General features: G+C 61.4%; 22 protein-coding genes. 12 read left to right on the top strand and 10 right to left on the bottom strand.

Annotated elements, in window-relative coordinates:
- Positions 1 to 7 precede the first annotated feature (7 nt).
- From rfbD to rfbB, 3 genes are read right to left on the bottom strand one after another with little or no spacing between them, the layout of a single operon-like run.
- Positions 8 to 877 carry a dTDP-4-dehydrorhamnose reductase gene (rfbD, locus tag AC1RDQ_RS25135; RefSeq protein ID WP_102671960.1) on the bottom strand — a complete coding sequence of 290 codons (870 nt, stop codon included), beginning with the start codon at positions 875 to 877 and terminating at the stop codon, positions 8 to 10.
- Positions 878 to 923: 46 nt separating this feature from the next.
- A complete protein-coding gene (gene rfbA / locus AC1RDQ_RS25130) occupies positions 924 to 1,799 on the bottom strand; it encodes a glucose-1-phosphate thymidylyltransferase RfbA (RefSeq protein WP_057713789.1) in 876 nt (291 codons plus the stop codon).
- Positions 1,796 to 2,878: a dTDP-glucose 4,6-dehydratase gene (gene rfbB, locus AC1RDQ_RS25125; protein ID WP_057716576.1), complete on the bottom strand. Its 1,083-nt coding sequence runs from the start codon at positions 2,876 to 2,878 to the stop codon at positions 1,796 to 1,798. Before rfbB ends, rfbA begins: the two co-directional genes overlap by 4 nt.
- 346 nt (positions 2,879 to 3,224) lie before the next feature.
- Between rfbB and kdpF the strand changes: the two genes are divergently transcribed.
- The 6 genes from kdpF (at position 3,225) to AC1RDQ_RS25095 (ending at position 11,308) form a co-directional block, all read left to right on the top strand.
- Positions 3,225 to 3,314 carry a K(+)-transporting ATPase subunit F gene (gene kdpF / locus AC1RDQ_RS25120; RefSeq protein ID WP_007899818.1) on the top strand — a complete coding sequence of 30 codons (90 nt, stop codon included), beginning with the start codon at positions 3,225 to 3,227 and terminating at the stop codon, positions 3,312 to 3,314.
- 8 nt (positions 3,315 to 3,322) lie between these two features.
- Positions 3,323 to 5,017, top strand: coding sequence for a potassium-transporting ATPase subunit KdpA (gene kdpA, locus AC1RDQ_RS25115; RefSeq protein WP_492588392.1), 1,695 nt, complete (start codon positions 3,323 to 3,325; stop codon positions 5,015 to 5,017).
- A 10-nt stretch (positions 5,018 to 5,027) separates the two neighbouring features.
- The gene (gene kdpB / locus AC1RDQ_RS25110; RefSeq protein ID WP_492588391.1) at positions 5,028 to 7,088 is read left to right on the top strand and encodes a potassium-transporting ATPase subunit KdpB; all 2,061 of its coding nucleotides are present in this window, start codon (positions 5,028 to 5,030) and stop codon (positions 7,086 to 7,088) included.
- A 142-nt stretch (positions 7,089 to 7,230) separates the two neighbouring features.
- Entirely contained in the window at positions 7,231 to 7,776 is a 546-nt protein-coding gene (gene kdpC, locus AC1RDQ_RS25105; RefSeq protein WP_340313544.1) for a potassium-transporting ATPase subunit KdpC, read from the top strand.
- Positions 7,777 to 7,909: 133 nt separating this feature from the next.
- Positions 7,910 to 10,561, top strand: coding sequence for a DUF4118 domain-containing protein (locus AC1RDQ_RS25100; protein WP_492588390.1), 2,652 nt, complete (start codon positions 7,910 to 7,912; stop codon positions 10,559 to 10,561).
- A 48-nt stretch (positions 10,562 to 10,609) separates the two neighbouring features.
- On the top strand, positions 10,610 to 11,308 hold the full coding sequence (locus AC1RDQ_RS25095) for a response regulator (RefSeq protein ID WP_090457093.1): 699 nt from the start codon (positions 10,610 to 10,612) through the stop codon (positions 11,306 to 11,308).
- A 152-nt stretch (positions 11,309 to 11,460) separates the two neighbouring features.
- On the opposite strand, the gene AC1RDQ_RS25090 is transcribed toward AC1RDQ_RS25095, so the two are convergent.
- A complete protein-coding gene (locus tag AC1RDQ_RS25090; protein ID WP_492588389.1) occupies positions 11,461 to 12,498 on the bottom strand; it encodes a patatin-like phospholipase family protein in 1,038 nt (345 codons plus the stop codon).
- Between the two features lie 221 nt (positions 12,499 to 12,719).
- Here AC1RDQ_RS25090 and AC1RDQ_RS25085 point away from each other — a divergent pair, with 221 nt between their 5' ends.
- From AC1RDQ_RS25085 to AC1RDQ_RS25075, 3 genes are all read left to right on the top strand, one after another.
- Positions 12,720 to 12,998 carry a hypothetical protein gene (locus AC1RDQ_RS25085; protein WP_034150181.1) on the top strand — a complete coding sequence of 93 codons (279 nt, stop codon included), beginning with the start codon at positions 12,720 to 12,722 and terminating at the stop codon, positions 12,996 to 12,998.
- A gap of 93 nt (positions 12,999 to 13,091) precedes the next feature.
- Positions 13,092 to 13,850: a CHAD domain-containing protein gene (locus AC1RDQ_RS25080; protein WP_492588388.1), complete on the top strand. Its 759-nt coding sequence runs from the start codon at positions 13,092 to 13,094 to the stop codon at positions 13,848 to 13,850.
- A 231-nt stretch (positions 13,851 to 14,081) separates the two neighbouring features.
- The gene (locus tag AC1RDQ_RS25075) at positions 14,082 to 14,879 is read left to right on the top strand and encodes an acyl-CoA thioesterase (RefSeq protein WP_492588387.1); all 798 of its coding nucleotides are present in this window, start codon (positions 14,082 to 14,084) and stop codon (positions 14,877 to 14,879) included.
- On the opposite strand, the gene AC1RDQ_RS25070 is transcribed toward AC1RDQ_RS25075, so the two are convergent.
- The 3 genes from AC1RDQ_RS25070 to AC1RDQ_RS25060 form a co-directional block, all read right to left on the bottom strand.
- A complete protein-coding gene (locus tag AC1RDQ_RS25070) occupies positions 14,880 to 15,245 on the bottom strand; it encodes a DUF962 domain-containing protein (protein WP_057713798.1) in 366 nt (121 codons plus the stop codon).
- Positions 15,246 to 15,466: 221 nt separating this feature from the next.
- Positions 15,467 to 16,948: a methyl-accepting chemotaxis protein gene (locus tag AC1RDQ_RS25065; RefSeq protein WP_492588386.1), complete on the bottom strand. Its 1,482-nt coding sequence runs from the start codon at positions 16,946 to 16,948 to the stop codon at positions 15,467 to 15,469.
- A 113-nt stretch (positions 16,949 to 17,061) separates the two neighbouring features.
- A complete protein-coding gene (locus AC1RDQ_RS25060; RefSeq protein WP_340313531.1) occupies positions 17,062 to 17,868 on the bottom strand; it encodes a TatD family hydrolase in 807 nt (268 codons plus the stop codon).
- A gap of 237 nt (positions 17,869 to 18,105) precedes the next feature.
- Here AC1RDQ_RS25060 and AC1RDQ_RS25055 point away from each other — a divergent pair, with 237 nt between their 5' ends.
- From AC1RDQ_RS25055 to AC1RDQ_RS25045, 3 genes are all read left to right on the top strand, one after another.
- Complete coding sequence (locus AC1RDQ_RS25055; protein ID WP_492588385.1) at positions 18,106 to 19,527, top strand: MltF family protein; 1,422 nt, start codon at positions 18,106 to 18,108, stop codon at positions 19,525 to 19,527.
- Positions 19,528 to 19,630: 103 nt separating this feature from the next.
- Entirely contained in the window at positions 19,631 to 20,065 is a 435-nt protein-coding gene (locus AC1RDQ_RS25050) for a DoxX family protein (RefSeq protein WP_090457085.1), read from the top strand.
- 247 nt (positions 20,066 to 20,312) lie between these two features.
- Positions 20,313 to 20,621: a hypothetical protein gene (locus tag AC1RDQ_RS25045; protein ID WP_057713803.1), complete on the top strand. Its 309-nt coding sequence runs from the start codon at positions 20,313 to 20,315 to the stop codon at positions 20,619 to 20,621.
- A gap of 3 nt (positions 20,622 to 20,624) precedes the next feature.
- Here AC1RDQ_RS25045 and greB read toward each other — a convergent pair whose 3' ends face one another.
- Genes greB through AC1RDQ_RS25030 form a run of 3 tightly spaced genes read right to left on the bottom strand, consistent with a single transcriptional unit; the run spans position 20,625 to position 24,344 of the window.
- A complete protein-coding gene (gene greB / locus AC1RDQ_RS25040; RefSeq protein WP_057713804.1) occupies positions 20,625 to 21,122 on the bottom strand; it encodes a transcription elongation factor GreB in 498 nt (165 codons plus the stop codon).
- 34 nt (positions 21,123 to 21,156) lie between these two features.
- Positions 21,157 to 23,661: an ABC transporter permease gene (locus tag AC1RDQ_RS25035; RefSeq protein ID WP_492588384.1), complete on the bottom strand. Its 2,505-nt coding sequence runs from the start codon at positions 23,659 to 23,661 to the stop codon at positions 21,157 to 21,159.
- A complete protein-coding gene (locus tag AC1RDQ_RS25030; RefSeq protein WP_046043370.1) occupies positions 23,661 to 24,344 on the bottom strand; it encodes an ABC transporter ATP-binding protein in 684 nt (227 codons plus the stop codon). Before AC1RDQ_RS25030 ends, AC1RDQ_RS25035 begins: the two co-directional genes overlap by 1 nt.
- Positions 24,345 to 24,354: the final 10 nt, after the last annotated feature.

Genomic DNA, 24,354 nt, shown 5'->3' with positions numbered 1-24,354 from the left:
TTGATATTCAGGCTTGCAGATTGAGGCACTCGCGCAACGCCGTTTGCCAGTCTGGTTGACTGACACCCCAGTCGCGTTGCAAGCGACTGCAATCCAGGCGCGAGTTGAGCGGCCGGGCTGCGGGTGTCGGGTAGTCGCTGGACGGGATCGGTAACAGGTCGGCGCAGGGCTTGCCCTGTTGTCGCAGCGCTTCACCGATCGCCTGGGCGAAGCCGAACCAGGAGGTCTCACCTTGAGCGCTCAGGTGATAAGTACCCCAGTTGGTAACCTGACTCGTCTGCCAGCGTTGAATCAGGGCAAGGGTGCTATTGGCGATTGTACCGGCCCATGTAGGTGCACCGATTTGATCGGCGACTACACGTAACTCAGGTTTCTCTTGCAGCAGACGTTGCATCGTCAGTAGAAAATTGCGGCCATGAGTCGAGTAGACCCAGCTGGTACGCAGAATCAGATATTGACCTTGCACGTCCCTGATGGCCTGTTCGCCGGCCAGCTTGCTCTTGCCGTACACCCCGAGCGGGTTGGGCGTGTCGTCCTCGTTGTAAGGTCCGGCTTTCATCCCGTCGAATACATAGTCCGTGGAGTAATGTATCAACGGGATGTCGAGAGCCAGCGCTTCTTCGGCAAGGATGCCGGGAGCTACGGCGTTAATGGCAAAGGCTGATTGCGGTTCACTTTCTGCCAGATCAACCGCTGTATGGGCCGCCGCGTTGATGATCAGATCGGGTCGAATGTTTTGCACTTGATGGCGAATCTGATCGGGCTGCGCGAGATCGAGCTGATCGCGACCCAATACGACCAGTTCGCCGACAGCCCCCAGCCGCTGTTGCAATTCATGTGAAACCTGACCGTGTCGGCCATTGATGAGTATTTTCACGGGAACAGTCCAGTCTCGTTACCGGGCGAATCGGGCTCACACAGGTTCATTGCTCTTCCCCTGCCAGCTTGGCCAGGTACTGGCCATACCCGGTTTTGCCAAAGTACCGGGCGCGCTCCATCAACTGTTCGCGGTTGATCCAGGCGTTTTCATAGGCGATCTCTTCGAGACAGGCGACTTTGAGACCCTGGCGGTGTTCGATGGTCTGCACGTACTGAGAGGCTTCGAGCAAGCTATCGTGGGTGCCGGTGTCGAGCCAGGCGAAACCTCGACCAAAACGCTCGACCTGCAGATCGCCACGTTGCAGATAGGCATTGTTGACGTCTGTGATTTCCAGCTCGCCGCGAGGCGAAGGTTTCACCGCCTTGGCGATCTCGATCACATCGTTGTCGTAGAAGTACAGGCCGGTAACGGCATAACTGGATTTCGGCGCTTTCGGTTTTTCTTCGATCGAAAGGGCACGGCCATCGCTGTCGAAATCAATCACGCCGAAGCGCTCGGGGTCCTTGACCCAGTAGCCGAATACGGTGGCGCCGGAGGTGCGTTTTGCCGCGTTCTGCAATTGTTCACCAAAGTGCTGACCATGGAAGATGTTGTCGCCCAGGATCAGGCACACAGGGTCATCGCCAATGAACTCTTCGCCAATCAGAAAGGCCTGGGCCAGACCGTCCGGTGATGGCTGCTCGGCAAAGCTGAAATTCACCCCGAACTGGCTGCCGTCACCCAGCAGATTGCGATACTGGGGCAGATCCTGCGGGGTGGAGATCAGCAGAATATCCTTGATGCCGGCCAGCATCAGCACCGAAATCGGATAGTAGATCATTGGCTTGTCGTAGACCGGCAACAGCTGTTTCGACACTCCAAGCGTAATCGGGTGCAGGCGCGTGCCCGAGCCACCCGCCAAAACGATGCCTTTCATCATGCGAGCAGCTCCTTGGGATTGATGGCGCCAAGGCGTTCGCCCTGATAGCTGCCGTCTTGAACGCGGCGGCACCATTCCAGATTGTCCAGGTACCATTGAACGGTTTTGCGCAGGCCGGTTTCGAAGGTCTCTTCGGGCACCCAGCCCAGTTCGCGTTCAATCTTGCTGGCGTCGATTGCGTAACGCAGGTCATGACCAGGGCGATCCTGGACGAACGTGATGAGGTCGGCGTAATGCGCAACGCCCTCGGGCTTGTGCGGTGCCAATTCTTCGAGCAGGGCGCAGATGCCACGCACCACGTCGATGTTCTTTTGTTCGTTATGCCCGCCGATGTTGTAAGTCTCGCCGACGGTGCCGGTGGTCACCACTTTGAGCAGCGCACGGGCGTGATCTTCGACGAACAGCCAGTCGCGCACTTGCAGGCCATTGCCATACACCGGCAGCGGCTTGCCGGCCAACGCATTGAGGATGACCAGCGGAATCAATTTCTCGGGGAAGTGGAACGGCCCGTAATTGTTCGAGCAATTGGTCAGCAGCACCGGCAAGCCATAGGTCCGTTGCCAGGCGCGGACCAGGTGGTCGGACGCTGCCTTGCTGGCGGAGTAGGGCGAGCTCGGCGCGTAGGGCGTCGTTTCCGTGAACAGATCATCGACACCGTGCAGGTCGCCGTAAACCTCGTCAGTGGAAATGTGATGAAAGCGGAAGGCGCTTTTCTCAGGTTCCGGGAGGGCTTGCCAATAGGCTCGGGCGGCTTCTAGCAGGCTGTAGGTGCCGACAATGTTGGTCTGGATGAATTCCGATGGCCCGTCGATGGAACGATCGACGTGGGACTCCGCTGCCAGGTGCATGATCGCGTGAGGCTGAAAGCGCGCCAGCACTGCACTGACGGTCGCCTGATCGACAATATCGGCCTGAACGAACTCGTAGCGAGTGTCGTTGGCAATGCTGGTCAGCGACTCGAGATTGCCGGCATACGTCAGTTTGTCCAGGTTGAGCACTTCATGCTCAGTGTGTTGAATCAGCTCGCGGACAAGGGCCGAGCCTATGAAACCGGCTCCGCCGGTAATTAGGATACGCACGTTGGGCCAGCCTTTTTCAGTAATGCGAATAGAGGTAGCTTGCAGGCGCAAGCGGGGAGGTGCAAGAGATCCTGACCCCATTCGGTTGCGTCGCGTCATTTGGGCTGGATTATCCATGACTTGCAGCCTTCACTCACTACTCGCGCGCACAATTTAGAGCGCTATATGCGACACCCCACCGTTTTTCTCCTTTCTGGAGCGCCTTCGCGCACCCTGTAAACCCGGCGTAAACCCACTCTTTACGCTTTCTTTATGCCCTGCGGGCACCCTCGATCTCGTTCCTTTACAGCCTCCTTCCCGACAATGACTCCACACGCGGCAATACGCCGTAACACGGAGAACTTCCATGAGCGTTCTGGACGGGGTGTCGCTGCTGCTGGCAGTGGGGCTGTTCATTTATCTGTTGGTTGCGCTGCTGCGCGCGGACCGGAACTAGGAGCGGCTATGCACAGTTATGACTATTGGCTGATCCTCGGTTTTTTTACCCTGGTTTTGGTTCCGGCGCCGTTTCTCGGGCGCTTCTACTACAAGGTGATGGAAGGGCAGCGCACCTGGCTGACGCCGATTCTCGGTCCGGTCGAACGTGGTTGTTATCGCCTGGCCGGCGTCGATCCGCAAGCCGAGCAGAGCTGGCAGAAATACGCCCTGGCCTTGATTGCCTTCAACCTCGCGGGTTTCCTGCTGCTGTTCACGATCCTGTTGTTCCAGGACCACCTGCCGCTCAACCCGCAGAACCTGCCGGGTCAGGAGTGGACGCTGGCGTTCAACACCGCCGTCAGCTTCATGACCAACACCAACTGGCAGGCCTACAGCGGAGAAGCGTCCCTGAGCTACTTGAGCCAGATGGCTGGCCTCACCGTGCAGAACTTCGTCAGCGCCGCCACCGGTCTGGCGGTACTGGTCGCGCTGTGTCGCGGCATCGGCCGCAAATCCACCCGGACTCTGGGCAACTTCTGGGTCGACATGACCCGCGCCACCCTCTACGGCTTGCTGCCGCTGTGCCTGCTGCTGGCGCTGTACCTGGTCTGGCAGGGCGTGCCACAAACTTTCGCGCAGTACGTGAATGCAGTGACTATGCAGGGTGTTGACCAAGTTATTCCGCTGGGGCCGGCTGCCAGTCAGATCGCGATCAAGCAATTGGGCACCAATGGTGGTGGCTTCTTCGGCGTGAACTCGGCGCATCCGTTCGAGAACCCGACGGCGTGGAGCAATCTGTTCGAAGTGGCCTCGATCATCCTGATCCCGGTGGCGCTGGTGTTCACCTTCGGTCACTACGTAAAGGACCTGCGTCAGAGTCGCGCGATCATCGCCTGCATGCTGGCGCTGTTCCTGATCGGCGGCGCGACCTCGCTGTGGGCTGAATACCAACCTAACCCTGCCTTGAACAACGTCGCTGTCGAGCAGACCGCGCCGCTGGAAGGCAAGGAAGCGCGTTTCGGCACCACCGCCACCGTGCTCTGGTCGGTGACCACTACGTCCGCGTCGAACGGTTCGGTAAACGGCATGCACGACAGCCTCAACCCACTGAGCGGCATGGTGGCCCTGGTCAACATGATGGTCGGCGAAGTGATCTTCGGCGGCGTTGGCGCCGGGCTCTACGGCATGTTGCTCAACGTGCTGATCGCGGTGTTCCTCGCCGGCCTGATGATCGGTCGTACTCCGGAATACCTCGGCAAGAAACTGCAAGCCAGGGAAGTGCAATTGCTGGTGGTGACCCTGATGGTCATGCCGATTGGCGTACTGGTGCTCGGCGCGATCGCCGCCAGCCTGCCAGGCCCGGTGGCTGCGGTGAGCAACCCTGGGCCTCACGGATTCAGTCAGCTGCTCTACGCCTACACCTCGGCCAGTGCCAACAACGGTTCCGCTTTCGCTGGCTTCGGCGCCAACACCCCCTTCCACAACCTGATGCTGGGCCTGGGCATGTTGATCGGTCGCTTCGGCTACATCCTCCCGGTCCTGGCCCTGGCCGGCAGCCTGGCGCTGAAGAAAACCGCTCCGATCGGGCAGAACAGCTTCCCGACCCACGGCCCGCTGTTCGTGACCCTGCTGACCGTGACCATTTTGCTGGTGGGCGGCCTGACATTCTTGCCGACTTTGGCGTTGGGGCCTATCGCTGAACATCTGAGCATGGGCTTCTGAGGATCTGATGATGAATATGCCCGTAACTAAACCGGTCGCCACCGTCAAAGCGCCGGAACAACCAAAAACCGCAATCTCGGCCCTCTGGCGCCCGGCGTTGCTGCAAGCCTTCGTCAAACTCGACCCACGGCAGTTGCAGCGTGCGCCGGTGATGCTGGTGGTCGAACTGACGGCGATCCTGACCACCGTGCTGTGCTTCATTCCCGACACCGCAGTGCCGACTTTCGTCGCCGCGCAAATCGCTGTGTGGCTGTGGTTCACCGTCCTGTTCGCCAACTTCGCCGAGGCCCTGGCCGAAGGTCGCGGCAAGGCCCGCGCCGACAGCCTCAAGGCCGGCAGTGAAGGCTTGAGCGCCCGGCGCAAGACCGGCAACGGCAGCTTTCAGGTGGTGCCCGCCGCCAACCTGCGCAAGGGCGATGTGGTGCGCGTCGAAGCCGGGGAGATGATCCCCGGTGACGGCGAGGTGATCGAAGGCATCGCGGCAGTCAACGAAGCGGCGATTACCGGTGAATCGGCCCCCGTGATTCGCGAGTCCGGTGGCGACCGTTCTGCCGTCACCGGCAACACGCGGCTGGTGTCCGACTGGCTGCTGGTGAAGATTACCGCCAACCCCGGTGAGTCGACCCTGGACCGCATGATCGCCCTGGTCGAAGGCGCCAAGCGCCAGAAAACCCCGAACGAAGTGGCGCTCGATATCCTGCTGATCGGCCTGACCCTGATCTTCCTGCTGGTGGTCGTCACCCTGCAACCGTTCGCCCACTTCGCCAACGGCAGCCTGCCGCTGGTGTTCCTGGTGGCGCTGTTGGTCACGTTGATTCCGACCACCATCGGCGGCTTGCTGTCGGCCATCGGTATCGCCGGTATGGATCGCCTGGTGCGCCTGAACGTGATCGCCAAGTCCGGTCGTGCGGTGGAAGCGGCGGGGGACGTGCACGTCCTGCTGCTGGACAAGACCGGCACCATCACCTTCGGTAACCGTCGTTGCTCGGCGGTGTATGCCGCGCCTGGCGTGACAGCCGGGGAGTTGGCCGAAGGCGCGTTGCTGGCCTCGCTGGCCGACGACACTGCGGAAGGCAAGTCGATCGTCGAGTACCTGCGCGGCACCCATCCGCAACCGGAACCGTCCGCTGAGGTGCTGACAGCCGTGCCATTCAGTGCCGAAACCCGCTTGTCCGGTGTCGACTACCAGGGGCGCGTGTACCGCAAGGGCGCGGTGGATTCGTTGCTGGCGTTCGTTGGTCTCAAGCGTGCTGACCTGGCACCGGCCCTGTCCCGTGAAATCGACAAGATCGCCCAAAGCGGCGGCACCCCGTTGCTGGTGTGTGCCGACGGCAAGTTGCTCGGGGCGATCCACCTCAAGGACGTGGTCAAGCCCGGTATCCGCGAGCGTTTCGCCGAGTTGCGCAAACTGGGGATCCGCACCGTCATGGTCACCGGCGACAACCCATTGACCGCCGCTGCCATCGCCGCTGAGGCGGGTGTGGACGATGTGTTGGCCGAAGCCACGCCGGAGAAAAAACTGGCGCGCATTCGTCACGAGCAAAACGACGGTCGTCTGGTCGCCATGTGCGGCGACGGCGCCAACGACGCTCCGGCCCTGGCCCAGGCGGACGTCGGCATGGCGATGAACGACGGCACGCAGGCGGCCCGTGAAGCGGCCAACATGGTCGACCTCGACAGCGACCCGACCAAGCTGCTGGACGTGGTGCAGATCGGCAAGGAGTTGCTGGTAACCCGGGGTGCGCTGACGACGTTTTCCATCGCCAACGACGTGGCCAAGTATTTCGCAATCCTGCCGGCGCTGTTCGCCGCGATCTACCCGCAACTGGGCGTGCTCAATGTGATGCACCTGAGCAGCCCGCAGAGCGCGATTCTCTCGGCGATCGTGTTTAACGCCCTGATCATTGTGGTGCTGATTCCGCTGGCGCTGCGCGGTGTGCGGGTTCACGCGGCGAGTGCGGCAGCGTTGTTGCGGCGCAATCTGCTGATCTACGGCCTGGGTGGGATTCTGGTGCCGTTCGTGGGGATCAAGGCGATCGACATGCTGTTGACGGCGTTGCATTGGGTTTGACTGAACCCCCCCTGTAGGAGCGAGCTCGCTCGCGATGGTGGTTAACGATAACGCGCCCTTTCTGACAAAGCGTGGCGCCTTCAGATCCATCGCGAGCAAGCTCGCTCCTACAGGTTTTTCCTGTGAATTCGAGGATTTTCAAATGTCCACATTGATACGTCCGGCCCTGAGCCTGCTGGTCCTGATGACGCTGATCACCGGCGTCGCTTATCCACTGGTGGTCACCGGCGTGGCCCAGGTCGCGTTCCCGGATCAGGCCAACGGGAGCCTGGTGCGGGATGCCGAGGGCAAGGTCCGCGGGTCCTCTCTGATCGCTCAGGATTTCGTTGGCGACGCCTGGTTCCACCCGCGTCCTTCGGCCGGTGCCTTTGCCACCGTGTCGAGCAGTGCCAGCAACCTGTCGCCGAGCAACCCGGCGCTGGCGATGCGGGTGATCGACGATGCCAGCAAACTGCTGGTGCCAGGCCAGGGACCGGTGCCATTGGCGCTGGTCACTACGTCCGGCAGCGGTCTCGATCCGCACTTGCCACCGGCGGCGATTGCCTATCAACTGGCGCGTGTTGCGACGGCGCGCAATCTGCCGGTAGCGACCCTGCAACAACTGCTGGACGCCCACATCGAGCAGCCATTGGTAGGCCCGCCGGTGGTGAATGTGCTTGAGTTGAATCGGGCGCTGGAAAAACTGTAAATCAGCGGCGCAGCCATTCGCGAGCAGGCTCGCTCCCACAGGAGTACGCATTTCAACTTGTGGGAGCGAGCCTGCTCGCGAAGGCGTCAGAACAGTCGCTATATCAATTCCAGAAAAAAAGAGAGCTTCATACATGAGCAACTCCGGCCGCGCCGACGCGCTGTTAGCAGACCTGCCCCGCGATGGCCGTGGCCGGCTCAAAGTGTTTCTCGGTGCCGCGCCGGGTGTCGGTAAGACCTACGCCATGCTGCAAGCGGCCCACACCCAGTTGCGCCAAGGGGTGAAAGTCATTGCCGGCGTCGTCGAAACCCACGGCCGGGCCGAAACCGAAGCACTGCTCGGCGGCTTGTCGCAGCAGCCGTTGGTACGATCCGAATACCGTGGCGTGTTGCTCGAAGAAATGGACCTTGACGGTCTGCTCCTCGCCAAACCCAAGCTGGTGCTGGTCGACGAACTGGCGCACACCAACGCACCCGGCAGTCGTCACGAAAAACGCTGGCAGGACATTCAGGAACTGCTCGCCGCCGGCATCGATGTGTACACCACGGTCAACGTCCAGCATCTGGAAAGCCTCAACGATCAGGTGCGTGGCATCACCGGCGTGCAGGTCCGCGAAACCCTGCCGGACTGGGTATTGCAGGAAGCCTACGAACTGCTGCTGATCGACTTGCCACCACGGGAACTGCTGGAGCGATTGCGCGATGGCAAGGTCTATGTGCCGGAGCAGGCGCGGGCGGCCATCGATGCGTTCTTTTCCCAGACCAACCTGACGGCCCTGCGCGAACTGGCGATGCAAACCGCGGCGGCTCAAGTCGATAACGATCTGGCCCAAGGGTATCGTCAGTTGGGGCAAGCGGCGCCGGCCGTGCGCGGGCGTTTGCTGGTAGGGGTCGACGGCGATGCCAAGGCCGAGCGCCTGGTGCGTCATGCCAGTCGCGTGGCCCAGCGGCGGCACCTGCCCTGGAGCCTGGTGCACGTAGACAATGGCAGCGGGCGTGACGAGCAGTCCCGCCTGCGTCTGCAAAGCGCCCAGCAACTGGCCGAGCGCCTGGGCGGCGAAGTGGTGTTGCTGCGCGCCGGTGAAGTGGCGAAAACCTTGATCCAGCATGCCGCCGAACGCCGCGCCAGCCTGGTGCTGGTGGGCCAGTCCCGGCCGCGTTTGCGCCGACGTCTGTTCGGTGGCGGGTTGGCGGCGCGTCTGCTGCGTAATGCGCGCGGGCTGGAAATCAACGTTCTCGACAGCGATCACCAACCGCATCAACCCCATCGGCGGTCGATGCATTCACTGGTCTGGTTCGACTACGCATTGGCCGTGGTGGCGACGATTCTGGCCAGCGCTCTGGCCTGGGCCGTGGAGAGCGTACTGCCACTGCCGAACATCTCCCTGGTGTTCCTTGCGGCGGTATTGCTGGTGGCGGTGCGCAGCAGTCTCGGGCCGGCGCTGGCCTGTGCGGCGCTGTCGTTCCTGACCTATGACTTCCTGTTCATTCCGCCGAATTTTTCTTTCAGCATCCAGCGCGAAGAAGACGTGCTGACCTTGCTGTTTTTCCTACTGATGGCGGCCCTCACCGGCAACCTCGCGGCGCGCCAGCGCAGGCAATTGCAGGCACTGCGCGATACCCAGGAAGAGACCACCGAACTGCTCGACCTGTCACGCAAACTGACCGCCGCCACCGACCGCCAGGCCGTGGTCAGCGCGGCTGCCCAGCACCTCAACGGTTGGAGCGACGTGCAACTGTGCCTGCTCAATCGCGACGGGCAAAACGGCTGGAAAGTCGAAACCGGTGGCCCGCTGGAGTTCACCGAAGCTGAGCGCGCCGCCGCCGATTGGGCCTGGCAGCACGATCAACCCGCGGGTGCGGGCACCGGCACCTTGCCGTTCGGTCGCTGGTGGTGGTGGCCGTTATCGGTGGAAGACGGCCCGCTGGCGTTGCTCGGCGTGTGCGCCAGGGAAGGCCAGACCCTGAGCGGCCAACGCCGACGCTTGTTGACCGCGCTGACCCAACCGCTGGCCCAGGCGCTGGCCCGGGCGCAACTGGCCGATGATCTGGAAGCGGCGCGGCTGCACGGCGAAACCGAGCAATTGCGCAGCGCCTTGCTGGCTTCGGTGTCCCACGATTTACGCACACCGTTGACATCCATGCGCGGCAGTATCGATAGCCTGCTGGCCCTGGGTGAAGCGATCCCGCTGGAGGATCGACGTGAACTGCTCGAAGGCACCCGTGATGAAGCCGAGCGCCTGGACCGCTACATTCAAAATCTGCTCGACATGACCCGGCTCGGCCACGGTGCCCTGAAGCTGGCACGGGACTGGGTATCGCCGGCAGACATCGTCGGCAGTGCGCTCAACCGTCTGCGGACAGTCCTTGCGCCGTTGCAGGTCAGCACCGACGTGCCGGCGGAGTTACCGTTGCTGTTCGTGCATGCCGCACTGATCGAACAGGCACTGATCAACGTGATGGAAAACGCCGCGCGGTTTTCGCCACCCCACGGGCGTTTGCAATTGTGCGCAGGGGCTGATGACAGTGAGCTGTTTTTCTCGGTCAGCGACGAGGGCCCGGGGATTCCGGAGGAGGATCGGGCGAAGATTTTCGACATGTTCTATACCGCGGCGCGGGGTGATCGCGGCGGGCAGGGTACCGGGCTGGGGCTGGCAATTTGTCAGGGCATGGTCGGTGCCCATGGCGGGCGTATCAGCGTTGCCGACGGCATCGAGGGGCGCGGCACCTGCATCACGTTGCACCTGCCGCTACAGGCTCAGCCGGGATACGAAAGTGAAGCCTGATCGCGCTTGCGCTACTCTCTTGCCACTTCTTTGTGTTGATGTGAATTCATGAGCCAGACCGCGACCATTTTGGTCATTGACGACGAACCGCAGATCCGCAAATTCCTGCGCATCAGCCTCGCTTCCCAGGGCTACAAAGTGCTGGAGGCGGGCACCGGAAGTGAAGGATTGGCGCAAGCTGCGTTGAACAAACCGGACTTGCTGGTACTCGATCTCGGCCTGCCGGACATGGACGGCCAACAGGTATTGCGCGATTTTCGCGAATGGTCGACGGTGCCGGTACTGGTGCTCTCCGTGCGCGCCGGTGAAGGGCAGAAAGTCGAGGCCCTGGATGGCGGCGCCAATGACTATGTGACCAAGCCATTCGGCATTCAGGAGTTCCTGGCGCGGATCCGTGCGTTATTGCGCCAGGCGCCCGCAGGCGAGGTGCAACAAGCGGAGCTGAACTTCGGTCCGTTGACGGTCGACCTGGCGTATCGCCGGGTGCTGCTCGACGATGTTGAAGTCGCGCTGACTCGCAAGGAGTACGCCGTGCTGGCGCAACTGGCGCGGCATCCCGGGCGGGTGATCACCCAGCAGCAATTGCTCAAGGACATCTGGGGGCCGACCCATACCGAAGACACTCACTACCTGCGCATCGTGGTCGGGCATTTGCGCCAGAAACTGGCGGATGACCCGACCCGGCCACGGTTCATCGTGACCGAGGCTGGGGTGGGGTATCGGTTGTTGAGTGAAGGCAGCCTTTAGAACTTCGTTGCCTGGTCTGACGTCATCGCGAGCAAGCTCGCTCCCACATAGGATCCTGGTCAGACACACATTTTGTGAACACCAAAGATTCACTGTGGGAGCGAGCTTGCTCGCGATGAGGCCCTTGCATTCAATCGAGAATTTTCAGACGTTCAGTTCTGCTCATTCTCATACCGGTCCAGCGTATCCCGCGCAATCTCCCGTCCCAGCGCGATCAACTCCGGCGCCTTGTAGAACTCGAAAAACCGACACACGCGCTTGGGCACGTTGATCAGGATGTCCGGCGGATACCCGGCAATCTTGTACTGCGCCAGCGACGTCTGCATCACCTCGAAACTCTGGTTGATCAAATCCAGCAAGGACGCCGGCCCGACGTTGTCGATGATGAACGAACCGGTGGCGGAGCGGGGGGCGCCACTGGTTTCCGGAGCGGCCGCGGGTTGCTGCGCCTGGGGCTCGGCGGATTCGATCCACGGGTTGAGCTCCGCACCTTCGGCCTTCAAGGCTTCCTGTTCCAGAATCAACAATTGCTCGGCTTGTTTGCGCCGGAACGGCAACTTCGAGCCGACGGAGTTGATCAGGCTGTCGAAGCGGGTCTTGAAGGCGGCGGGACGCTGGATGATCGGCAATTGATAGTGGCGCTGGTTGGTGGCGTTGAGGTTGACCGCGATGATCAAGTCGCAATGGCTCGACACCACCGGCACGATCGGCAGCGGGTTGAGAATGCCGCCGTCCACCAGCATGCGGTTGCCTTGCATCACCGGGGTAAACAGGCTGGGAATCGCTGCCGAGGCGCGCATGGCCTGATGCAGGCAACCTTCCTGGAACCAGATTTCCTGCTGGTTGGTCAGGTCGGTGGCAACCGCGGTGTAGGGGATACGCAAATCTTCGATGTTGATCTCGCCGACGATCTTGCGGATCTGTCCGAAGACTTTCTCGCCACGGATCGCCCCCAGACGAAAACTGACGTCCACCAGACGCAACACGTCGAGATAATCCAGGCTCTCGATCCAGTCACGGTAGTCATTGAGTTTGCCGGCGGCGTAGATCCCTCCCACCACCGCGCCCATGGAGCATCCGGCGATACAGGCAATGTCATAGCCGCGCCGTTCGATCTCTTCAATGACCCCGATATGTGCATAACCCCGGGCTCCACCCGAGCCCAATACCAGTGCGACACGCTTTTTCATGAATCGCCCTCGTTTCAATGGTTCAACAATGCACCCATCGAGGGCCATGCTTCAATCGCCATGGTCGTTCGAGGGGACAAGAGCGTCGTATTTTCGACACTCCATGGCGGCACATGGTTATTCTCGTCGGCGCTATAGTTTGCACAGCGGACCAACGGCACTTTTCAGGTGCCACAACGTCTTACCTGCATGACTGTTGACCTATTCTTGAGGAGTGAGTGATGAAAGCCTGGATCTGCGTGCCTTTGATTGCCCTGGCGTTGGCTGGTTGTGCCGGCAAAACCGCTTATCGCGACAGCTGCGGTAGTAACCTGGATGCGGCATGGCATGAACTGGACCTGGCCAAAGCCGAAGGTTTCGCCGGGACCGTCAGCTACTCCAAGGCCCTGTCGTTGTTGACCGCGGCCAAGACCCAGCAGCAATTCGAGGGATTCGAAGGCTGCACCAAGAAAGCCGAGAAGGCTCGTTTCTATATTCGTGAATCGCGCGCAGGGCGTTAAAAGCAAAAAGCGGTGACAAGCTCTAAGCTGCAAGAGCCTTCGAGCTTTCAGCCTGGAGCTTGCAACCTGGCGCTGTTTACGGAGTAAACCCCCATGATCGATCGGTTGGTGGCTCAGGTTCTGGGCCTGGAAGTTCGTCTGCTGGCCTGTCAGGCCCGCTTGAAAGAGCGTACAGACCCTGAAGCGTTACATGATCTGCGTACAACCATGCGACGGTTACGCAGCCTGTTGCGACCCTTGCGCGGGTTGCCCGGCGTCGAACAACTGGAAGTGGCGGCCTCCCGGGTGGGCGATCTGACCACACCATTGCGTGATCGCGAAGTGCTGGCGGCGTACCTGCTCCAGCACCATCAACCCCAAGCCGCACAGTGGCGCATGGCGCAAATGGCCGAGGCTTACCCGGCCGTGGCGACCAGTCCCGAACTTGCGCAAATGCTGATCGTCCTCGATGCGTTTCCGCGTTTTCTGCGTGCCGCTCAGCGCCAGGGATTGCTCAAGGGCCTGCGCAAGCGCATCGAAAAACGCCTGGGCAAGCAATGGAAAAAACTCGACGAGGCACTGCACGATCCGACCCACGACCGTCATCGGCTGCGCCTGCTGATCAAGCGCGTGCGCTATGGCATCGACGCTTACCCCGAACTGGACCGTTTGCCGAAAGCGGCCATGCCCCGGCTGAAATCGGCCCAGGGGGCGCTGGGTGACTGGCACGATTGCGTGCAATGGCTGGCGATGGCTGAACGGGAAGCGGATTTGCAACCCTGTGTTGCCGTGTGGGAAGCCACCATGGCCGAGGCCGAAACCCGAGCGGACCGCGTTCTGGAAAAGTTCAGCAAGGCCTGTTTCAAATCCTGAGACCACTCGAGATCCTTTGTGGGAGCGAGCTTGCTCGCGATGAGGTCGTGACATTCAACATTGATGTTGGCTGTCCGGGCGCTATCGCGAGCAGGCTCGCTCCTGCAGGTTATATGTCCGGCACGAGCCTTGTGCGACTTATCTGTCAGTCAATTTGGCCGGAATAGGCGATGTATCCACGTCGCCAGATGGTTAAGATCCCTTCATCTTTTTCCATTCCCAGAGGTTTTCATGCGTTTTTCCGAACTGCTCAACGCTGTCCGCAGCCAGCCGATGGAGCTGTCTATCCCGGCCTCATGGGCCCAGGGGCGAGCCAGTTTCGGTGGCCTGGTGGCCGCTTTGCAGTACGAAGCCATGCGCGCCCGGGTTCCGGCGGATCGACCGGTGCGTTCGTTGGCAATCACCTTTGTCGGCCCGGTTGAGCCCGAGGTGCCGGTCAGTTTTGACGTCGAGGTGCTGCGCGAAGGCAAGGCCGTCAGCCAAGTGCTGGGCCGGGTGATGCAGAAGGGCCAGGTGGTGACGTTGATCCAGGGCAGCTTCGGTGCCTCGCGACCTTCGGAAGTGGCGGTGGCCGCTGAAACGGCACCTGAAATGAAGCACTGGGACGAATGCCAGGAATTGCCTTTCGTCGAAGGCGTCATCCCGGAGTTCATGCGGCATCTGGCGATGCGCTGGAGTGTCGGTGGGCTGCCGTTCAGCGGTAGCACATCCCGGCAAATGGGTGGCTGGGTACGCTTGCGCGGCGACGTAAAGGAAGAGGCTATCGGCGAGGCGCATATCCTGGCGCTAGTGGACGCCTGGCCGCCGGCCCTGATGCCGTTTTTGAAGAAGCCGGCGATGGGCAGCACGCTGACCTGGACCATCGAATTCGTGCAGCCGCTGCTGGAACTGAACACCCTGGACTGGTGCAAATACCTCGTCGAAACCGAATACGCCGCCGACGGCTACGGGCATGCCGCCGCAAAAATGTGGAGCGCGGATGGTCGGTTGATCGCCATGAGCCGGCAGACCGTGACTGTGTTCGCCTGATCAGTGCCGGCGGTGGCGCTCACGCCAGGCGCGCCACCAGCCGCCGCTGAGGAAGAACCGTGGAAACGTCAGGAACTGCTCGACCAACAGGCGTGATACCGCATCCTTGCGATCACTGAAGGGTTCGGAGGCTTGGGTCTCCAGGTTGTGGCCGTGGCGTTGCAAGGCCAGCGCCGCAATGACACCGATTACGCCGATGGCGATATTTGCCAGGCTCAGGCTGAACACCCCGGTCACAATCAGCAGAAATGCCACGATGAACAGCGGCACCGCGATCAGGTGCAGCACCAGATTGGTCGGGTGCTGATGATTGTTCGGGTAGGCTCGCCATTGCCAGGCGGGTAGGTTGGGGTGACGTTTGCCCATGATGCCGATCCTCGATCCATGTTGAACACATGTGATTAAGAATAGGCCCGGTCTATGCTGGCGGCGAATCAAGGCTGGCTATTGGCTTGATAGGTGCCATGACTGGAATAGATGGTGCCAGTTCTGAAGCCTTCGCGAGCAATCCCGTTCCTACATTTTGACCGTATTCCAATGAAAGAACGCGGTCACCTGTGGGAGCGGGCTTGCCCGCGAAGAGGCTCTCAAAGTTTCAGTTGACCTATCGCCTTGCTCAACTCACCGGCCAACGCCGCCAGCTCATTGCTGGTGGTCGCCGACGTCACCGTCTGCTGCACCGTGTTCTCAGTCACGTCACGGATGCTCACCACCGCCCGGTTCATCTCCTCCGCCACCTGGCTCTGTTGCTCGGCCGCCACCGCGATCTGCGTGTTGCTTTCACGCATCTGCGCCACCGCTCCGGTGATCTCGGCCAATGCCGCGCCGGCCTCTTGCGCCTGTTGTACGCAGTCGTCGGCCTTGAACGAGCTCTCTTGCATGAAGTCCACGGCGTCCCGTGTGCCGGCCTGTAACGCCGAAACCATGAGGGTGATCTCATCCGTGGAGGTCTGCACGCGTTTGGCGAGGTTGCGTACTTCATCGGCGACTACCGCGAAACCGCGACCCATCTCGCCGGCCCGGGCCGCTTCGATGGCGGCGTTCAGCGCCAACAGGTTGGTTTGCTCGGCGATGCTGTGAATCACGTTGACCACGCCGTTGATTTTCTGGCTGTCCTCGGCCAGGCGTTGAATCATCTCGGCAGTCTGCTGGACGCCGGTGGACAGTCCGGCAATCGACCGCTGCACCCGTGTCACAACCGCCTGCCCGCTGCCGGCCAGGGTATCGGCCGATTGCGAAAGGTCACGGGTGGCACCGGCGTGTTGAGCGATGTGATAGACCGTGGCGGTCATTTCGTTGATCGCTGTGGCGGCCTGATCGGTTTCGCTTTGCTGGCCCAGCATGCCGTGGCGCACTTCATTCATGCTGGCCGCCAGCCGTGCGGCGCCGACGTCCAGTTGCCGGGCGGTGCTGGCGACGGTGTTGACCACCCGTTGATAACCGGCCTGCATGGCGTTGAAGGCGTTGGCCATTTGCCCGACTTCGTCGCTGCAGGCCAATGGCACGCGGGCCGACAGGTCGCCGGTTTTCTCCACGTGCAACATGACGTCTTTCAAGGTGTTGAGCTGGCTGAGCAGGAAGCGGATCAATAACTGCGATGCACCGAGCATTGCCAGCATCAGGATGAACACCGCCACCGCGTAGTTGGCAAAACGCTCGTTGAACACCTGGCTCAGGCTCGGACCATGGGCAATCACGGCGACCCGCTGGCCGTCGGCACGGGTAAACACTTCGGCACCCATCAGCGGATTGTCACCGAACAGCGGCATCACGTTGATCTCGACCCAGCCATTGGCGTCGGCCAGTTGTTGCACGGGTTGCTCATTGAGCGTGGGTGCCTGTCCTCGGCTGAACGCAAGGAAGTTGTCGGCGTGGGGCAACGTTTGCCCGGCGGGCCAGGCTTCGAGCAATCGCGCCTGAGCCTGGGCCGAAGCCTGGGCGGCGCGACTGCGGGCCTGCTGTTCGAGTTGTACCGCGTACAGCACCAGCAACAGAGTGGTGACGAAAGCGACGGCGTTGACCGCCCAGAATTTGTATTTCAGCGAGATATTGCTAAGCCAGGCACCCATGGAGGTCTTCTCTGATAGCGGAAACAGTTTTGGCAAGACGCCATCATTGTGCCGCTATACAGGTGACTGACTCTTGATGCAGATCAACTTCAAACCTGTGGGATTTATGGCAATCAGGAGATCAATGGCAGACCATAAAACGCCCGCGCGCACGCGGTGGTATGCGCTGCCAGATCTTCCTGGCTTTCCCCGCGATGCAGTGCCACTTCGCGCAGCACTTCGGTCAGGTACGCCGGCTCGTTTCGCCCGTTTTTCGGCTTGGGGCGCAGGCTGCGCGGCAGCAGATACGGTGCATCGCTTTCGAGCATCAGGCGCCCGCGCTTGATCTCCTTGACCAGCGGATGCAAATGCGTGCCCCGGCGCTCGTCACAGATCCAGCCGGTAATGCCGATGTGCAAGTCCAGGTCGAGATAGCTGAACAGTGCCTTCTGCTCTCCAGTGAAGCAGTGCACTACGGCGGCCGGCAGTCGGTCGCGGAAGTCGCGCAGGATTTCCAGCAGGCGCTGGCTGGCGTCGCGTTCGTGCAGAAAAACCGGCAGCTGCAATTCGACGGCCATGGCCAGGTGTTCTTCGAGGACCTTCTCCTGTTGCGGGCGCGGCGAGAAATCACGGTTGAAATCCAGCCCGCATTCGCCCACGGCCACCACATTCGGCTCCAGGAGCAAGCTGCGCAAACGTCGGGCGCTGTCGGCGTTCCAGTCGCTGGCGCAGTGAGGGTGAATACCGGCGGTGGCGAACAGGCGCTGGGCGCTTTCGTCCAGTTGCTGGCACAGCTCAAGGGCATGTTCACTGCCCTCGACACTGGTGCCGGTCAGCACCAGTTGGCACACGCCGGCCGCGTAGGCGCGGTCAAGTACGGCCTGGTGTTTGTCGGCAAAACTGGCGTTGGTCAGGTTGACGCCGATATCGATGAGTTGCATGGTGCTACCTCGGCCCAAAGGCCGGAAAGCATATCAGAGCCGTGGATTTATAAGAAAAACCAAGAACTACAACGGGTTAACGCTGTCTCTTGAGCCGTGGACCAGACCTGGTTGGTAGTTTTGCCATCATTGTGCCAGTCTTTCGCACGTTGCCAGCGCCTTGGGCGCTCTGTTTTTGTCGCCGCGCTTGATGGTTTTCGTCATTGAAGCGGGCCTCATATTCTTTCCGGAGAGTGGATGATTCGTCCCTCGGTTTTGCTACTACTGTGTTGTTCGCTGCTACTGCCGATGACGGCGGTCGCGCGTCTGCCCGGGCCGTTGCAAGCGGTACCGGCGAGCAAGGTGCGCGACCTTGCGGAAATACGCAGCAGTCGTGTGCTGCGGGTGTTGGTCAACCAGAGCCGCAACAGTTCCGGTGAAGTCCAGGGGCAGGCGATCGGGGTCGAGTACCATCGCCTGAGAGCGTTCGAGCAATACCTCAACGGCCACGCCCGTGACGGTCAGGAAATCACCCTCAAGATCATTCCCAAGGCCAAGGATCAACTGCTTGGCGCATTGCAGCGGGGGGAGGGCGATCTGGTGGCGCCAGGCGAGTTGCTCGAACTGCAACCCGGCTTCGCCGTCAGCACCAGTGAGCCGATTGCCAGCAACATCCCGTTGGTCCTGGTGGGCATCAAGGGCGAACGCCGCTACACCAGGCTTGAACAGCTTTCCGGCAAGACCCTGGCATTACCTGCAGGCAGTGCCGCCGGGGATGCCGTCAGCCAGATCAATCAAAAGCTCGCCTTGCACAAACTGCCACCGGTCACGATCGAATGGGTCGATCCGAGCCTTGCCGTCGAGGATGTACTGGAGATGGTGCAGGGCGGGATCTTCCACCTGACCATCGTCGAGCAACCGATCGCCGAACGCTGGGGCAAGATCCTGCCCAGGCTGCGTTTCGACAAACAGGTACTCGTCAGTGATCCGGGAGAGGAATTCTGGTTCGTGCGCCGTGATGCCTCGATGCTGCGGGCCAGCATTGATCGCTTCCTCACCGTCTACAAAAAACCATCGGATCAGGACGCCGCGTTCCTGCGGATCTATCGTCGTCTCTATCAAGTGCACTATCCACTGGCCGAGGCGGACCGACAGCGTCTGGAAAAACTTCGCCCGGTGCTGCAGAAACATGCCGACGCCCAGGGCATGGACTGGCTGAACCTGGCGGCGCTGGCCTTCAAGGAGTCATCCCTGCAACCCGCCGCCCGCAGTGGCGGTGGCCCCACCGGTCTGATGCAGATCACGCCTTCTGCGGCGCAGCGGGTGGGGGTCAACAATATTCAGGACCTTGATGGCAATGTGCAGGCCGGGGCCAAGTACCTGGCGATGATCCGGCGCAAATTCTTTGCCAGTCCGAAACTCAACGAGCGCGAACGCATGGCCTTCGTGCTGGCGGCCTACAACATCGGGCCGGAGCGGGTGCAAGGCATGCGCGCCGAAGCCCGCCGGCGAGGCTTGAATCCCAACCAGTGGTTCTTCCAGGTCGAACGCATTGCCATGGAGCAAGTGGGTATGGGGCCTGTCAGTTATGTTAATAGCGTGAACAAGTATTACTTGGCGTTCGACCGGGAGCGGGAGTCGTTGGAGCCCCAGGGGCAAAAGGTTGTCTCACGCAAATGATCAATTAATCTGATTGTTATGATGGGTTTTTTGCGCTTTTAGTATGTGAATTACTGATTAATATAGCGGCCAACCCACACACACTGACAAGGAATGAAACAGCATGAGCACACTGATCAATAAGGTACTGTCTACACGCGCTGGCTACGGTCTGACCGTTCTGCGCATCGTGGTCGGTATTGTTTTCGCCGCTCACGGTTCGCAGAAGCTCTTCGGAGCATTCGGTGGCTATGGTCTGGCTGGAACCGCGCAGTACATGGAAAGCCTCGGACTGACGCCGGGTTACCTGATGGCGGCACTGGCGGGCGGCACCGAATTCTTCGCCGGCCTGGCCCTGATCATCGGCTTGCTGGTTCGCCCGGCCGCACTGGGCCTGATCTTCCTGTCGCTGGTTGCGATTTTCTCGGTGCACATCAGCAACGGTCTGTTCATGGCCAACAACGGTTATGAGTTCGCCCTGGCGTTGCTCGGTGGCAGTCTCGCGGTATTGATCGAAGGTGCGGGCAAGCTCTCGGCGGACCGTGCCATCGCCGGTTGACCGCTCTGGTTCAACGAAAAGGCCCGCATTGTGCGGGCCTTTTTTGTTGAGCGTCATTCTTGACACTGTCCAGTCAGCTTCTCTAGGATGTTGCTCATGCGCCGATTTAAACAGCTACTTGCGGGGCGCCAGGTGACTCATCCAGTTGCCGATAGAAGCCGGAACAGGCTTCGAAATACCGCTAAAGCGCTGGTTCGGTGTTGCCTCTCACCTGCCATGCAGACTTTTGAGGCAGAGACACGACACAATGAATGCACTAAACCCCGTTGTACGTCCCGCGCCGATCACGGCACATCTCACCCAGCGCAATCCAAAAATCCTGCTTGGCGGCAAACATCAGCCGACGCTCTTGCGTTATCTCGATGGCTGGCCACGTCGTACCGGCGGTCCCGCTGCCTTCCTGATCCAGTTTGTCGAAGACGGTGAGTCGCTCGCTCGTTTCGCCAACGACAGTTTCGATCTGGCAGTGATTCAGTCCCCCAGCCTCGAAGATGCGCCTGAAGTGATTCGGCAACTGACCCGCGTTGCCCGGCAGGGGCTGATTACCCGGCTTTAACGCTCACGGGTACTCGATTGCCACGATGTACACGCACTGCTCACCCGTCGGTGTCTGGACCCGGACTTCGGCGTCCAGTGCCTTGCCGATCAATGCGCGGGCCAGGGGCGAGTCGATGCTGATCAGGCCCTGTTTGAGGTCCAGTTCATCCGGCCCGACAATGCGGTAGCGCGACTCTTTGCCATCCTCGTCCTCGATCGTGACCCAGGCGCCGAAATAGACCTTGTTCGGATCGCTGGGTTTTTCGCTGACCACCTTGAGCGCTTCCAGGCGTTTGGTGAGAAAACGCACGCGGCTGTCGATCTCTCGCAGCATCTTTTTGCCATAGGTGTATTCGGCGTTCTCCGAGCGATCACCCTGGGCCGCGGCTTCGCTGACAGCCTGGGTAACCTGGGGCCGACGTACATGCCACAACTCATGGAACTCGGCGCGCATCCGCGCTTCACCCTCGGGGGTGATCAGCGCGGTGCCAGCGGTGCGGGGAGGGCGGTAACGGCTCATGACAGCTTCTTGTGGTGAGGATGGCAGGAGTCTATCAACCCTCGCGCAGAACTGTCAGCGGGCTGGCGTTCAATGCCCGACGGGTGCCGAACACCCCTGCACCACCAATGAGCACGGCGCCCACCAGTGGGAGCAACAACAGCCATGGATGTGGATGCCACGGCAGGTCAAAGGCGTAGCGATAGAGCACCCAACTCACCACTTCCGAACCCAGTGCCGCCAGCAAGCCACTGACTGCGCCCAGCAAACCGAACTCGATACGCCGGGCCTTGACCAGCAATTGCCGCTCCGCCCCCAGCGCACGCAACAGCGCGCCCTGGCGAATGCGTTCATCCAGCGTCGCTTGCAGGCCGGAGAACAGCACCGCCATCCCCGCCGCCAACACGAACAACAACACGTACTCCACTGCCAGGGTCACCTGGGCGAGGATGCTGCGCAGTTGCTCCAGCAAGGCTTCGACCTGCAGGATGGTCACCGCCGGGAAGGCGCGGGACAGGTCGACAATCTGTTGGTCGTGACCCGCTGCCAGATAGAAACTGGTCAGGTAGGTCGCTGGCAGATCCTTGAGGGTGCCGGGCTGGAAGATCATGAAGAAGTTCGGCTGGAAGTTGTCCCAGTTGATCTCCCGCAGGCTGGTGACCTTCGCCTCGCGATTGACTCCGCCAACGCTGAATACCAGGTGGTCGCCGAGCTTTATTTTCAAACTCTCGGCGACCTTGCCTTCTACCGACACGCCGGGAACATCGTCCGGCATCTGTTGGTTCCACCAATTGCCGGCCGTGAGTTTGTTGCCCGACGGCAGGTCCGCGGCCCAGGTCAGGCTCAGGTCGCGCTGGATCGCCCGGTCCCCGGCCGATTCCTTGGTGACGATTTGCTGTACAGGCTCGCCGTTGATGCTGATCAAGCGTCCAGGCACTACCGGGTACAACGGTGCCGATTGCGCCGATACGGTGATCAGGTGATCGGTGAAGGCCTGTTTGTCCGCCGGCAGGATGTTCAGCGCGAAGTAGTTTGGAGCGTTTTTCGGCAGCTGGTTCTGCCAGGTGTCCAGCAACTCGCCGCGCAGCAGCGCAATCAGCGCCATTGACAGCAGAATCAGGCCGAACGCCAGGGACTGGCCCGCGGCAGCGAGCGGGTGACGCAGCAGTTGGCCCAGTCCCAGGCGCCAGGGCAAGGACGCACGAGCAAGCATGCGCCGCAGGCTCTTCAACAGCAGCAACAACAAGCCGCCCAGCACCAACGCTGCAATCACGCCGCCGCCGAGCAGGGCAAAGGTCAGCACCAGGTCCAGGCTCAGGCGCCACATGATCAGGGCGAGGGCGCCCAGCGCTGCGCCGTAGACCATCCAGGTGCTGGAAGGGATCGGCAGCATGTCCCGGCGCAGCACGCGCAATGGCGGAACCCGACCCAGAGCCGCCAGTGGCGGCAAGGCGAATCCGGCCAACGCCACCAATCCGGTACCGATCCCGGCAATGGCCGGAAACAGCCCGCCCGGAGGCACGTCGGTCGGCAACAAGTCATGCAGCAGGGCAAACAACCCCAGCTGTGCGAGCCAGCCGAGGAGGGCGCCGCTGATGCTGGCCAGCAGCCCGAGGACAGTCAGTTGCAGGCTGAACAGCACCATGGTTTCCCGGCGCGACAGCCCGAGGCAGCGCAGCAAGGCACTGGCATCGAACCGTCGGGTGGCGAAGCGGGTTGCCGACAGCGCCACCGCCACGCCGGACAGCAACACCGCCACCAGGCTGGCCATGTTCAGGTAGCGTTCGGCTTTGCCCAGGGCGCCACCGATCTGTCGATTACCGTCGCGGGCGTCCTGCAAGCGCTGGTTGGCGGCAAGCCCCGGTTTGATCAGTTGCCGATACGTCTCGAGTGCCTGAGCGCTGCCTCGCCATAATTCGCGATAGCTGACCCTGCTGCCGGGCTGCACCACGCCGGTGGCTGCAAGGTCGTCGAGGTTGATCAGCACCCGCGGTGTCAGGCTGTAGAAATTGCCGGCGCGATCGGGTTCGTAAGTCAGCACCCGCGCCAGTTTCAGGGTTTTCATGCCGACATCGATGCTGTCGCCGATCTTCAGGTCCAGGGCGGTCAGCAGGCGTCCCTCGACCCAGGCTTCACCGGGGTGCGGTCCGCCACCGACTATTTGCGTGGCAAAGGGGGCGGGCGCGCTTTTCAATTCGCCGCGTAGCGGATAGGTGTCATCGGCCGCCTTGATGCTGGACAGCTGAATGCTGTTGTCGGTGGCGATGACGCTGGAGAACTCCACCACTTGAGCGTGTTCCAGACCCAGTTCGGTGCCGCTTCTTATCTGTTCGGGGCGCGCAGGCGAACTGCCTTCGAGCAGCAGGTCGGCACCAAGGAATTCGGTAGCGCGCAGCATCATGGCGCCGTTCAGGCGCGCGCCAAAGTAACCGATGGCAGTGCTGGCGGCCACGGCCACCAGCAAGGCGAAAAACAACACGCGCAATTCACCGGCGCGGGCATCGCGCAGCAATTGGCGGATGGCGAGACTGAACAGGCGCAACAGCGGCAGGCGTGCCATCAAGGCTCCAGAGGGGCGACCAGCAGGCCGGCTTCAAGACGGATCAGGCGCCGGCAGCGATGGGCCAGGCGTTCATCGTGAGTCACCAGCACCAGGGTCGTGCCGCGCTCCTGGTTGAGCTCGAACAGCAAGTCGCTGATGCGCTCGCCGGTGTGGCTGTCGAGGTTGCCGGTCGGTTCGTCGGCGAACAGCACATCGGGCTCGGCGGCGAATGCGCGGGCAATCGCCACGCGTTGTTGCTCGCCTCCGGAGAGCTGGCGCGGCGAGTGAGTCAGGCGTTGGCCCAGTCCCACCCGTTGCAGCAATTGGGTGGCGCGTTCGCGGGCGTCTTTGCGGCCATCGAGCTCCAGTGGCAACATGACGTTTTCCAGGGCATTGAGACTGTCGAGCAGCTGAAACGATTGAAAGACAAAACCCACGTGCTCGGCGCGGATGCGCGCACGCTGGTCTTCATCGAGGTTGCTCAGGCCTTGCCCGGCGAGTGTGACTTCGCCGCTGCTCGGCAGGTCGAGGCCGGCAAGCAGACCCAGCAGGGTGGACTTGCCGGAGCCGGAAGCGCCGACGATGGCCAGGCTGTCGCCCTTGTTCAGTTCCAGGCTGAGTTGGTGCAGGATGGTCAGTTCACCTTCCGCGCTGGGAACCACTTTGCTAAGGTCCTTCGCGATGAGAATGCTTGCGCCCATGGAGAGTCCG

Source organism: Pseudomonas sp. GW823-FHT02E01 (assembly GCF_058797535.1).
The sequence above is the reverse complement of the archived record's forward strand: the minus strand, read 5'-3'. Positions and strand labels throughout refer to the sequence as shown.